The sequence below is a fragment of the Streptomyces sp. NPDC059852 genome (genome assembly GCF_042731455.1).
Lineage (GTDB): Bacteria > Actinomycetota > Actinomycetes > Streptomycetales > Streptomycetaceae > Streptomyces.
This window is the reverse complement of record NZ_JBHWJK010000003.1, coordinates 172,773-185,253: the sequence shown is the minus strand read 5'-3', so window position 1 is coordinate 185,253 and position 12,481 is coordinate 172,773. Positions and strand designations below refer to the sequence as shown.

10 protein-coding genes are annotated in these 12,481 nt (G+C 72.7%); 8 read left to right on the top strand and 2 right to left on the bottom strand.

Translation table 11 applies throughout. The features are described from left to right. Positions 1-164 precede the first annotated feature (164 nt). The gene (locus ACFV46_RS05180) at positions 165-818 is read right to left on the bottom strand and encodes a MerR family transcriptional regulator (protein ID WP_361923345.1); all 654 of its coding nucleotides are present in this window, start codon (positions 816-818) and stop codon (positions 165-167) included. 131 nt (positions 819-949) lie between these two features. Here ACFV46_RS05180 and ACFV46_RS05175 point away from each other — a divergent pair, with 131 nt between their 5' ends. The 4 genes from ACFV46_RS05175 to ACFV46_RS05160 all read left to right on the top strand — a co-directional run bounded on the left by ACFV46_RS05175 (position 950) and on the right by ACFV46_RS05160 (position 4,582). After that, positions 950-2,467, top strand: coding sequence for a flavin-containing monooxygenase (locus tag ACFV46_RS05175; protein WP_385497047.1), 1,518 nt, complete (start codon positions 950-952; stop codon positions 2,465-2,467). Then, complete coding sequence (locus ACFV46_RS05170; protein WP_361923351.1) at positions 2,464-3,417, top strand: alpha/beta hydrolase; 954 nt, start codon at positions 2,464-2,466, stop codon at positions 3,415-3,417. The genes ACFV46_RS05175 and ACFV46_RS05170 overlap by 4 nt, the downstream gene beginning before the upstream one ends. Then, on the top strand, positions 3,414-4,298 hold the full coding sequence (locus ACFV46_RS05165; protein WP_385497046.1) for an SDR family oxidoreductase: 885 nt from the start codon (positions 3,414-3,416) through the stop codon (positions 4,296-4,298). Before ACFV46_RS05170 ends, ACFV46_RS05165 begins: the two co-directional genes overlap by 4 nt. A gap of 92 nt (positions 4,299-4,390) precedes the next feature. Continuing rightward, positions 4,391-4,582, top strand: a complete 192-nt coding sequence (locus ACFV46_RS05160) for a hypothetical protein (protein ID WP_376727213.1) — start codon at positions 4,391-4,393, stop codon at positions 4,580-4,582. Between the two features lie 64 nt (positions 4,583-4,646). On the opposite strand, the gene ACFV46_RS05155 is transcribed toward ACFV46_RS05160, so the two are convergent. Further along, positions 4,647-7,886 carry a S41 family peptidase gene (locus ACFV46_RS05155; protein WP_385497044.1) on the bottom strand — a complete coding sequence of 1,080 codons (3,240 nt, stop codon included), beginning with the start codon at positions 7,884-7,886 and terminating at the stop codon, positions 4,647-4,649. 195 nt (positions 7,887-8,081) lie between these two features. On the opposite strand from ACFV46_RS05155, the gene ACFV46_RS05150 reads away from it, so the two are divergent. The 4 genes from ACFV46_RS05150 to ACFV46_RS05135 all read left to right on the top strand — a co-directional run bounded on the left by ACFV46_RS05150 (position 8,082) and on the right by ACFV46_RS05135 (position 12,479). Beyond that, positions 8,082-8,681, top strand: a complete 600-nt coding sequence (locus tag ACFV46_RS05150) for a TetR/AcrR family transcriptional regulator (protein ID WP_361923363.1) — start codon at positions 8,082-8,084, stop codon at positions 8,679-8,681. 102 nt (positions 8,682-8,783) lie between these two features. Then, the gene (locus ACFV46_RS05145; RefSeq protein ID WP_385497043.1) at positions 8,784-11,003 is read left to right on the top strand and encodes an MMPL family transporter; all 2,220 of its coding nucleotides are present in this window, start codon (positions 8,784-8,786) and stop codon (positions 11,001-11,003) included. A 133-nt stretch (positions 11,004-11,136) separates the two neighbouring features. Beyond that, positions 11,137-11,637: a YbaK/EbsC family protein gene (locus ACFV46_RS05140; RefSeq protein WP_361923369.1), complete on the top strand. Its 501-nt coding sequence runs from the start codon at positions 11,137-11,139 to the stop codon at positions 11,635-11,637. After that, entirely contained in the window at positions 11,634-12,479 is an 846-nt protein-coding gene (locus tag ACFV46_RS05135) for an EamA family transporter (RefSeq protein ID WP_385497042.1), read from the top strand. The genes ACFV46_RS05140 and ACFV46_RS05135 overlap by 4 nt, the downstream gene beginning before the upstream one ends. Positions 12,480-12,481: the final 2 nt, after the last annotated feature.

Sequence of the window (12,481 nt, the reverse complement as noted above, 5' to 3'; positions counted from 1 at the left end):
GCACTCCTAGCGGTGTCGGCCACGCCCCGGGGCTGGTAGGACAGCCGCCGGGGTCTTTCGTTCCCACCTTCGGAGTGCGAACCCGTGTCCGTCCGCCGTTTCCGTGATTCGGCCTCGATGGAGTGAATGTCCGGGAAAAGAGGGATCGAGGCGCCAGGGATGTGTCAGGTGTCGCTGGAGCTCTGCTTGCGCAGCCGGCGGTCCAGGGCCAGGGAGAGTTCCGCCTCGACGACGCTGCGGGCCAGGGGGCGCAGGCGGGGGAGGTCGGATTCGCCGGCGTGGCGCAGGACCAGGTCGGCGAACATGTCGGCCATGGCGTCCACGTGTTCGCGGACCCGGCGGCCCGCGTCGAGGACCTCGGCGAGGGGGATGCCCTCGCGGACGAGGGCCGAGGAGACGTCGAGCAGGCGGCGGCTGATGTGGACGATCTCGTCGCCGTCGGTGCCGAGGTAGCCGAGGTCGAGGGCGGCGGCGAGGTTCTCGGGGGTGACCTGGCCCTCGAAGCGGGCGGCGAGTTCCTCGGGGGTGAGGCGGACCGGCTCCTCCTCGGTGGGGGTGACGCCGAGGACGTCGGCGACGTCGCGGCCGTGGTCGAGGGCCTCGGCGAGTTCGGCGATGCCGGTGAGGGTGTGGCCGCGTTCCAGGAGGGCCGCGATGGTGCGCAGGCGGGCCAGGTGGTGGTCGTCGTACCAGGCGATGCGGCCCTCGCGGCGGGGCGGGGGGATGAGCTTGCGTTCGCGGTAGAAGCGCAGGGTGCGCACCGTGATGCCGGCCAGCCGGGCCAGCTCCTCCATGCGGTACTCACGCTTCTCGGTCACTCGGGCACCTTAATTCGTACCGGCGGTAACTTTCCTCGGCCGCCCCCTACCGGTCGGTACGGCGCTGCTCTACGCTCCCCACCATGCCAGTGTTCACTGGCATGGTTCCGGTGGAGCAGGGAGGCACACGCATGGCCGAACGCGAACATGTGCGGGTCGCGGTGATCGGGTCCGGGTTCGGCGGGCTGGGAGCGGCCGTACGGCTGCGGCGCGAGGGCGTCACGGACTTCGTCGTCCTGGAGCGGGCGAGCAGCGTCGGCGGCACCTGGCGGGACAACAGCTATCCGGGCTGCGCCTGTGACGTGCCGTCCCATCTGTACTCCTTCTCGTTCGCGCCCAACCCCGAGTGGCCGCGCACCTTCTCCGGGCAGGAGCACATCCGGGCCTATCTGGAGCACGTCACCGACACCTTCGGGCTGCGGCCGCACATCCGCTTCGACTCCGAGGTGAAGCGGATGACGTGGAACGGCGAGCGGCTGTGCTGGGACATCGAGACCAGTCAGGGGGACCTCTCCGCCGACCTCGTCGTCTCCGCCACCGGGCCGCTGTCCGACCCGAAGATCCCCGAGATCCCCGGCCTGGACTCCTTCCCCGGCAAGGTGTTCCACTCGGCGCGCTGGGACCACGACTACGACCTGCGCGGCAAGCGGGTCGCCATGGTCGGCACGGGCGCGTCCGCCATCCAGATCGTGCCGTCCATCCAGCCCGAGGTGGAGCGGCTCACTCTCTTTCAGCGCACCCCGCCGTGGGTCATGCCCCGTATGGACCGGGCCATCAGCGGGGCCGAGCGGTCGCTGCACCGGGCGCTGCCGTTCACCAGCCGGGTGCGCCGGGGTCTGCTGTGGGGCATCCGGGAGCTCCAGGTGCAGGCGTTCACCAAGCACCCGAACGAGCTGGGCTTCATCGAGGGCCTGGCCAAGCGGAACATGGGCCGTGCGATCAAGGACCCGGAGCTGCGGGCCAAGCTGACCCCCGACTACCGCATCGGCTGCAAGCGCATCCTGCTCAGCAGCTCGTACTACCCGGCGCTCGCCCAGCCCAACGTGGACGTCGTCGCGAGCGGGCTCGGTGAGATCCGGGGCTCGACGCTCGTGGCCGCCGACGGCAGCGAGGCCGAGGTCGACGCGATCGTGTTCGGCACCGGGTTCCACGTCACCGACATGCCCATCGCGGAGCGCGTGGTGGGGGCGGAGGGCAGGACGCTCGCCGAGGTGTGGAAGGGCGGGATGGAGGCGCTGCGCGGCGCGTCCGCCGCCGGGTTCCCGAACTGGATGACCATCATCGGGCCCAACACGGGTCTGGGGAACTCGTCGATGATCCTGATGATCGAGTCCCAGCTGAACTACCTGGCGGACTTCGTGCGCCAGCTCGACGTCCTCGGCGGGCGGGTGGCGCTGGACGCCCGGCCGAGCGCGGTGCACGCCTGGAACCGGCGGGTGCAGCAGCGGATGACGCGGACCGTCTGGAACACGGGCGGCTGCACCAGCTGGTACCTGGACGCCAACGGCCGCAACACCACGGTGTGGCCCGGTACGACGGCGGAGTTCCGGCGGGCCACCCGCCGCGTGGACCTCGCGGAGTACGCCGTCGTCCGGCCCTCGGCGCCGGAGCGCGCGCAGAGCGGCGAGAGCGCGGAGGTGTCCGCGTGAGCCGCCGGACGAGCGTCGCCGAGGGGCCGTACGCGCCGCCTGTGCCCGTCCGTGAGCTGACGGTGGAGTCCGCCGACGGGGCCCGGCTGCATGTGGAGGTGCACGGTCCGGAGGGGGCGCCGGCCGTGGTGCTCGCGCACGGCTGGACCTGCTCGACGGCCTTCTGGGCGGCGCAGATACGCGCACTCGCCGTGGACCTGCGGGTCGTGGCGTACGACCAGCGTGGTCACGGACGCAGCCCTGCCGCCGCGGTGTGCGGCACGGACGTCCTCGCCGACGACCTGGAAGCCGTCCTGCGGGCCACACTGGCCCCCGGCGAGCGGGCCGTCGTGGCCGGGCACTCGATGGGCGGGATGACGGTGCTGGCGGCGGCCTCCCGCCCGGCCTTCCGTGAGCACGCGGCCGCCGTCCTGCTGTGCAGCACCGGCGCGTCGCGGCTGGTCGCCGAGTCGACGGTGCTGCCGCTGCGGGCGGGCCGGCTGCGGACCCGGCTGACCGGGCGCCTCCTCGGGTCGCGGGCTCCGCTCGGCCCGGTGACGGCCGTCGCCCGGGCGATCCTCAAGTACGCGACGATGGGCCCGCGTTCGGCTCCGGAGATGGTGGAGGCGTGCGCGCGGATCGTGCACGCCTGCCCGCGGACCGTGCGGCACGCCTGGTCGCAGGTGCTGGCCCTGCTCGATCTCGACCACGGCATACGGGAGTTGACCGTGCCCGCGGCGGTGGTCGTCGGCACCGCCGACCGGCTCACCCCGCCGGTGCACGCCCGGTCGCTGGCCGCCGCGCTGCCGCACTGCATCGGCGTGACCGAGCTCGAGGGGCTCGGGCACATGACGCCGATCGAGGCACCCGAGCTGGTCACCGGGAAGATACGCGAACTCGTCACGACGTACGCGCGGGCCGAGCAGGTCACGCGGGTCACGCAGGTCACGCAGGTCAAGGAGGGTGCATGAGCAGGGTGAGCCTTGAGGGCCAGGTCGCCGTCGTCACCGGAGCGGCGCGCGGGGTCGGGGAACTGCTCGCGCGCAAGCTGTCCGCGCGGGGCGCGTCGGTGGCGCTGGTGGGTCTGGAGCCGGACGAGCTCAAGCAGGTGTCGGAGCGGCTGCACGGCGACAGCGACCACTGGCACGCCGACGTCACCGACCATGAGGCGATGGCGCGGGTCGCGCGGGAGGTCAAGGAGCGGTTCGGGAAGGTCGACATCGTGGTCGCCAACGCCGGTGTGGCGACGGGCGGGCCGTTCGTCGAGTCCGACCCGGAGTCCTGGCGGCGGGTCATCGAGGTCAACCTGATCGGGTCGGCGGTGACGGGGCGGGCGTTCCTGCCGCTGCTGATGGAGAGCCGTGGCTATCTGCTGCAGATCGCCTCGCTCGCGGCGATCACCCCGGCACCGATGATGTCGGCGTACTGCGCGTCCAAGTCCGGTGTGGAGGCGTACGCGCACAGCCTGCGGGCCGAAGTCGGCTACAGGGGCGTGCGGGTGGGTGTCGGCTATCTGTCGTGGACGGACACCGACATGGTGCGCGGCGCCGATCAGAACGACGTGATGCGGGAGTTGAGGCAGCGGCTGCCGTGGCCGTCGAACAAGACGTACCCGCTGGGCCCGGCGGTCGACCGGATCGTGGCCGGTATCGAGCGGCGCTCCAGTCATGTGTACGGGCAGTGGTGGCTGCGCGGGATGCAGGGGGTGCGCGGGTATCTGCCGGCGCTCATCGGGACGGTGGGCCAGCGGGAGATGCGGCGGTTCGCGGACCGGCTCGACGGCATGCGGACGGGGCTGGTCGGGGCGGGTGGCGCGGCCGACGAACAGGCCAGCACTACGCGGCGTGACTGATCGACATGCGCAGGGTCACGGCCCGTGTGAATCTGGTCGAGGCCCCAGCGAGGGGCCGATCCGACCCACTACGGGAGTGAACCCACATGGGCATGAAGGACCAGTTCAAGGAGAAGTCCGAGCAGCTCCAGGAGCGTGCGCGCCAGCACGGGCAGCAGGAGCGCGGCCGTCCGCAGGAGCAGCCGGAGCGGGGCCGTCCGCAGCGGCCCCAGCGGGACGAGGAGCCGGACCGCATGCGTGAGCGCGAGGACGACGAGCGCTTCGACCTCGACTACGACCGGTAGTCGGTCGGTTCGCTGACACGCGGGGTGCCCCCGGCTCTGGTGGGTGCCCCGCGTTCGCGCGCTCTCAGGGCGTGGTCCTCGGTGGCAGCTTCGGCCGGGACCGGTCCGGTACGTGGGAGTAGTCCGGGGGTGTCGCCGCCGGATGCGACTCCAGGAGTTCCAGGGCGAGTTCGACGGCGTCGGCGAGCTGGGCGTGGCGGCCCTCCGCCCAGTCCAGGGGGGTGCGCAGGACCTCGACGTCGGGGGTGACGCCCTTGTTCTCGACGGACCAGCCGTAGGCGTCGAACCAGGCCGCGTTCATCGGGACGGTGATCACCGTGCCGTCGCCGAGGCGGTGACGGCCCGTCATGCCGACGACGCCGCCCCAGGTGCGCTGGCCGACGACGGGTCCGAGGCGCAGCAGCTTGAACGCGGCGGTGATCATGTCGCCGTCGGAGGAGGTCGCCTCGTCGGCGAGCGCGACGATCGGGCCGCGCGGCGCGTTGGAGGCGTACGAGACCGGCTGGGCGTTGCGGGTGAGGTCCCAGCCGAGGATGGTGCGGGTCAGCTTCTCCACGACGAGTTCGCTGATGTGGCCGCCCGCGTTGCCGCGCACGTCCACGATGACGGCGGGGCGGGACATCTCCCTGCGCAGGTCGCGGTTGAACTGGGCCCAGCCCGAGCCGCCGAGGTCGGGGATGTGCAGATAGCCGCAGCGTTCGCCGCTCAGTTCCCGGACGACGGCCCGGCGTTTGGTGACCCAGTCCTGGTAGCGCAGGGGCCGTTCGTCGACGAGGGGGACGACGGCGACGCGGCGGGCGCGGCCGGCGACGCCCTCGGCGGGGGTGAAGGTCAGCTCCACCGTGGTGCCGCCGGCTCCGGCGAGCAGGGGGTACGGGCCGGTGCGCGGGTCGACCGGGCGGCCGTCGACATGGGTGAGGACAGCGTCCTCGCGGATGCCGGTGCCGGCCAGCGGGGAGCGGGCCTTGGAGTCGGAGGAGTCGCCGGGCAGGATGCGCCGGACCGCCCAGCCGTCGTCGCGGCGCACGAGGTTGGCGCCGAGCAGGCCCTGCCGGCGCTGGTAGTGGGGCGGGCCCTCGTTGCGGCGGGCGGCGGTGACGTAGGCGTGCGAGGTGCCGAGCTCGCCCAGGACCTCACGGAGGAGGTCGGCGAACTCGTCGGGGGTGGCGACGCGTTCGACGAGCGGGCGGTACTGGTCGAGGACGGCGTCCCAGTCGATGCCGCACATGCCGGGGTCCCAGAAGTACGCCCGGGTCAGCCGTCCGGCCTCGGCGTACGCCTGGCGCCACTCGGCGGCCGGGTCGACCTCGTGCAGGATGCGGCGGACGTCGATCCACACCGTGCTGTCGCTGTCGCCGGACTCGCTCGCGGGGACCGCCCGCAGGTCGCCCTCGTCGACGACGACCAGGCGGGTGCCGTCGCCGCTGACCGCGAACCAGTCGAGGTGGCCGACCAGTTCGGTCTTCTTCGCCTTGCCGATGGAGAAGTGTTCCAGGGTGGGCCGGCCGCTGGTGTCGTCGGGGTTGGCGAAGGTCTCGCCGAGCGCGCCCGAGATCGGCCAGCGCAGCCACACCAGTCCGCCGCCGGCGACCGGGTGCAGCGAGGAGTACTTGGAGGCGGTCACCGGGAACGGCGTGACCCGGCTGGCCAGTCCCTCGGTCTCCACGGTCGTCGTGCCGGGGTCGCCGCCCTCCTCGTCGGTCAGCGGGTCGAGGCCCCCGGCGGCGGGCCGGCCCTCCGGGGTCAGGGCGAACGGTGAGGGGGTGGCCGAGGACAGCGGGACGAGGTAGGGGCGGCAGCCCAGCGGGAAGGACAGGTCGCCTGTGTGCACGTCGTAGACCGGGTCGAAGCCCCGCCAGGACAGGAACGCCAGATAGCGGCCGTCCCGGGTGAAGACGGGGCTCTCGTCCTCGAAGCGGCCGTCGGTGACGTCGACGATCAGCCGGTCCTTCATCCGGGCCAGCTTGATCTGGCGCAGGGAGCGGCCGATGCCGGGGTGGGACCAGGTCAGCCAGCCGCCGTCGGGGGAGAACGCGAGGTCGCGCACGGGACCGTTGACGGACCGGATCAGCTCGGTGACCTCCCCGTTGGAGTCCTCGGTCGCGTCGAGCAGCAGCAGCCGGCCGTCGTGGGCGGCGATCGCGAGCCGTTCGCCCGTGGGGTCGGCGACCATCTCCAGGACCCGGCCCAGCTCCCCGGAGGCCAGCCGGCGCGGCTCGCGGTCGCCGGTGGCGCGGGGGAGGTGGGCGATCTCGACGGCGTCCTCGCCGTCCGCGTCGGTGACGTAGGCGACCTGGCCGACGGAGCCCAGCATCTCGGGGAGGCGGACCCGTACGCCGGGGGTGTCGGTGATGGTGCGGGCGGGGCCGTCGCGGTGGGTCAGCCAGTACAGGCTGCCGCGGACGACGACGGCGCTGGCGCGGCCGGTCTCGTCCACGGAGACGCCGTCGACGTGCTGGGCGGCCGGCACCTGGTACCGGCGGCGTCCGGCCGTCGGACCGGACAGCCGTACGTCGAGCCGCCGCGGCCGGGAGCCGGCCGAGAGGTCGTCGACGAGCCACAGGTCGCCCGCGCACTGGTACACCACCCGGGTGCCGTCGCTCGCGGCGTGCCGGGCGTAGAAGGCGTCGTGGTCGGTGTGCCGGCGCAGATCGGAGCCGTCGTGGGCGCAGGAGTACAGGTTGCCGACGCCCTCGTGGTCGGAGAGGAAGGCGATGCGGTCGCCGACGAACATGGGGGAGTGCAGATGCCCGTCGAGGCCGGCGAGCAGGCGGGTGCAGTGCAGCCACAGACGGCCCGTGGCGCCGCCCCGGTAGCGCTTCCAGTACGCCGGTTCGTGCGGTGGGGTGCCGGTGAGCAGCAGGGTGCGGCGCTCGCCGTCGAGGTCGGCGACCTGGATGTCGGAGCAGGGGCCCCAGGGGAGCTTGCGGCCGGGGTCGCCGTCGGGGCGCACCTGGTGGGCGAAGGTGTAGTGGGAGAAGGGCTCGCCGTGGGAGCCGACGGCGAGGATCCTCCCGTCGGGGTCCCAGCCGCACACCTGGGTGTCGCTGGAGCCCCAGTGGGTGAGCTGGGTGGCGGCGCCGCCGTCGACGGGCACGAGGTGGATCTCGGGGACGAGGGTGCGCCAGCTCGTGTACGCGATGTGCCGGCCGTCGGGGGAGAAGCGGGGGTGGCCGGTCTTGGCGCGGTCCACGGTGAGCCGCCAGGCCCGGCCGGGGGCGTCGAGGGGGGCCAGCCACAGGTCGTCCTCGGCCACGAAACACAGCAGGTCGCCGCTCAGGTGCGGTAGGCGCAGGTAGCTCACCTCCCCATGCTTCGCCCGGGGACTGGCAGGGGCAACTCGTGACATACCGCCCGTTCGGAGGGGTGCCGGACCCGCGTGGCCGGGAATCGCCGCCCGTGACCCAGAACACGAACGAAACCGTTTCGTTTCGCTAGGAGGTGCGCTATCGTCTTAGGTGTACGAAACCGTATCGTTCGGAGGAGGAGGGTGGCAGCGATGACCGAGGTGTCCACGACACGACGTTCACGCATCACCCCCGAGCGCGAGGCCGAGCTGTACGCGGCCGTGCTCGACCTGCTCCGGGAGGTCGGCTACGACGCCCTCACCATGGACGCCGTGGCGGCCCGCACCCGGTCCAGCAAGGCGACGCTCTACCGCCAGTGGGGCGGCAAGCCGGAGCTGGTGGTCAAGGCGATCCGGCACACCAAGCCGGGCAACGTCTCCGAGATCGACACCGGATCCCTGCGGGGCGACCTCCACACCCTCACGTCCCAGGAGGACGACTGCACCATGCAGCAGAACGCCGCGCTCATGCGCGGTCTGTTCATGGCGGTGCATGGCAACCCCGACCTCCTGCAGGCCTTCAAGGAACTCCTCATCGAACCCGAGATGGAGGAGTTCCGGCGGATCGTGCGACGGGCCGTCGACCGCGGCGAGGTCCGCGCCGACCGCCCCGCGCTCGACTACGTCGTGCACATGCTCGTCGGCGCGTTCGCCACGCGCACGCTGATCGACGACATGCCGCCGACGAAGGCCTTCCTCACCTCCTACATCGACGCCGTCGTCCTCCCCGCCCTCGGCGTCCCCGTCAGCTGACGAGTCCCCTCACGCAAGCCCCTTCCTGACGTAACCGCTCACGTCGTCGGGCTGATCACCCCTGCCCAGAACCAACCCACGACCTGACCGGGAGACGCCCTCGTGGCCACGTTCCTGTACAAACTCGGCCGGCTCGCCTTCAGGCGACGCCACTTCGTCGCCCTCATCTGGGTCGCGCTGCTCGCCCTCGCGGGGGTCGGCGCCGCCACCGCCCCGAGCGCGGGCAGCACGTCCTTCTCCATCCCCGGCACCGAGGCCCAGAAGGCCTTCGATCTGCTGGACGAACGTTTCCCCGGGATGAGCGCCGACGGCGCCACCGCCCGGGTCGTCTTCAAGGCCCCCGACGGCCAGAAGATGACGGACGCCGGGAACAGGACGGCTGTGAAGGACACCGTCCGGGAGCTGTCCGACGGCTCCGAGGTGGCCTCCGTCGCCGACCCGTACACCGCGAACGCCGTCAGCAAGGACGGCACGATCGCCTACGCGTCGGTGAAGTACAAGGTCTCCGGCATGGAGCTCGAGGACACCTCGCGCGAGGCACTCGAGGACGCCGCGCAGGACGCCCGTGACGCGGGACTGACCGTCGAGATCGGCGGTGACGCCCTCCAGACGGCCCCCGAGACCGGGGCCACCGAGGTCATCGGCATCGCGATCGCCGCGGTCGTCCTCGTCATCACCTTCGGCTCGCTCGTCGCGGCCGGACTCCCGCTGCTCACCGCCCTGATCGGCGTCGGCATCGGCGTCTCCACGATCGGCGCCCTGGCCGCCGCGCTGGAACTCGGCTCCACCACCTCGATCCTCGCGACGATGATCGGCCTCGCCGTCGGCATCGACTACGCCCTGTTCATCGTCTCCCGCTACCGGGCCGAGCTCGCCGAGGGACGTGACCGCGAGGAGGCGGCCGGACGGGCCGTCGGCACCGCGGGCTCCGCGGTGGTCTTCGCCGGACTGACCGTCGTCATCGCCCTCGTCGGCCTGTCGGTCGTCAACATCCCCATGCTCAGCAAGATGGGCATCGCCGCCGCCGGCACCGTCGTGATCGCGGTCCTCATCGCCCTGACGATGATCCCCGCGTTGCTCGGGTACGCCGGCCGCAAGGTCCGCCCCGCCGGCGCCAAGAGCCGCTGGATGGGTGGCCGGCGCGCAGAGCGCAAGGCCGCGTCCGGCACCGCGAAGCCCAACATGGGCACCCGGTGGGCCAGCTTCGTCGTCCGCCGCCCCGTCGCCGTGCTGCTGCTCGGCGTGCTCGGGCTCGGCGCGGCCGCCGTCCCCGCGACCTCCCTGGAGCTCGGGCTCGGCGACGACGGTTCGCAGCCGGTGTCCACCACCCAGCGCCGCGCCTACGACCTGCTGTCCGACGGCTTCGGGCCCGGCTTCAACGGACCGCTGATGGTCGTCGTCGACGCCCGCGGCACCGACGACCCGAAGGCCGTCTTCGGCGACGTCGGCAGCACCATCGAGCGGCTGGACAACGTGGCCACCGTGACGCCGGCCGCGCCCAACAAGGCCGGCGACACCGCCACCATCACCGTCATCCCGAACGCCAAGCCGTCGTCGGTCACCACCGAGGACCTGGTGCACTCCATCCGCGACGAGGGCGCCCGCATCCAGGCCGACAGCGACGCCAGTGTGCTGGTCACCGGCTCGACCGCGATGAACATCGACGTCTCGCAGAAGCTGAACGACGCCCTGCTGCCGTACCTCGCGCTGGTCGTCGGCCTGGCCTTCCTGCTGCTGATCGTGGTGTTCCGCTCGATCCTCGTCCCGCTCAAGGCGGCCCTCGGCTTCCTGCTGAGCGTCCTCGCGGCCCTCGGCGCGGTCGTCGCGGTCTTCCAGTGGGGCTGGTTCGGGAGCCTGCTGGGCGTCGAGGAGACCGGACCGGTCATGTCGATGATGCCGATCTTCATGGTCGGCGTGGTCTTCGGCCTCGCCATGGACTACGAGGTGTTCCTCGTGACCCGGATGCGCGAGGCGTACGTCCACGGGGAGAAGCCGGGCCAGGCCATCGTCACCGGCTTCCGGCACGGCGCCCGGGTCGTCACCGCGGCCGCGGTGATCATGATGGCGGTCTTCGCCGGCTTCATCGGCTCCAGCGAGTCCATGGTCAAGATGATCGGCTTCGGCCTGGCGATCGCGGTGTTCTTCGACGCCTTCGTCGTCCGCATGGCCATCGTCCCGGCGGTCCTCGCCCTGCTCGGCAAGCGGGCCTGGTGGCTGCCGAAGTGGCTGGACCGCGCCCTGCCCGACGTGGACGTGGAGGGCGAGGGCCTGCGCACCCCCGGGGACGGCAAGGACGCGGACCGCGCGCCCGCCCTCGTGTGACCCGCGGCCACTGATCAGGACCGGCCGGTGAGGGCTCCGTGGGGACGGGGCGCCCTCACCGGCCTCCGCCGTGCCGGTCCGGCTCGCGAAACGGGCTCGCGTGGCCCGTACACGCACCGCTAGCGTGCCGTGCATGACGACGACCGACAGCACCGGCTCCGGAGCCCACCCCCGGTTCGCCGAGGCCCTGCGGGAACTGGGCCTCGGCGAACTGCTGCCCCGCGTGCGCCGCTTCCCGGACGCCACCCGCACCGCCGCCGAGGCCGCGGCCGCGATCGGCTGCGAGCTCAGCGAGATCTGCAAGTCCCTGATCTTCGCCGCCGACGGCGTCCCCGTCCTGGTCCTCATGGACGGCGCCTCCCGCGTCGACCTCGACCGGGTGCGCGAGGAACTCGGCGCCGCGAAGGTCACCCGCGCCAAGGCCGACGTCGTCCGCGAGACCACCGGATACGCCATCGGGGGCGTGCCGCCCTTCGGGCACCGCACCCGCACCCGCGTCCTCGCCGACCGGTCGCTGCTGGAGCACGACGTGGTGTGGGCCGCCGCCGGCAACCCGCACGCCGTCTTCCCGATCGAGCCCAAGGACCTCGTCGCCCACGCCGGCGCCGCCCTCGTGGACGTGCGCGAGCAGTGACCCCCCTGGTCACCGCCGCCGTCCTGACCGCGGCCGTCACCCACGCCGGCTGGAACGCCATCGCGCACCGCATCACCGACAAGCTGGTCGGGTTCACCCTCATCGCGGGCGGCGGCGCGCTCATCGGGACCGCCCTCATGCCCTTCGGGACGTTCCCGGCCGCCGGCGCCTGGCCGTCCCTCCTCGCCTCGGCGCTCGTCCACGTCCTGTACTACGCGCTGCTCATGACGTCGTTCCGGCTCGGGGACTTCGGGCAGGCGTACCCCATCGCCCGGGGCACCGCGCCCCTCGTGGTCGCCGTCCTCGCCGCCGTGTTCGCCCACGAGGTGCCGGACGGCTGGGCGGCCGCCGGGATCGCGCTGTCCTGCGCGGGACTGACCGGGGTCGCCCTGTGGGGGCTGCGGGGCCGCCGCCCCGACTGGGCCGCGATCGGAGCCGCCCTCGCCACCGGGCTGACCATCGCCGCGTACACCCTGCTCGACGGCCTCGGCGTCCGCGCGTCCGGGTCGTCCCTCGGCTACATCGCCTGGCTGATGCTGCTCCAGGGCCTCGTGATCCCCGCGTTCACGCTGGCGCGCCGGGGCGGATCGGCGGTGGCCGCGCTCCGGCCGTACGCGAGGCTGGGGCTGCTCGGCGCGGCCCTGTCCGTCGCCGCGTACGCCCTGGTCCTGTGGGCGCAGACCCGGGCCGAACTGGCGCCGGTCGCGGCGCTGCGGGAGTCCTCCATCATCGTCGGCGCCGCCATCGGTGCCGTCTTCTTCAAGGAGCGCTTCGGAGCGCCCCGCATCGCGGCCGCGTTCCTGCTGGTCGCCGGGATCGGGCTGATGCTGCACGCGGGATGACC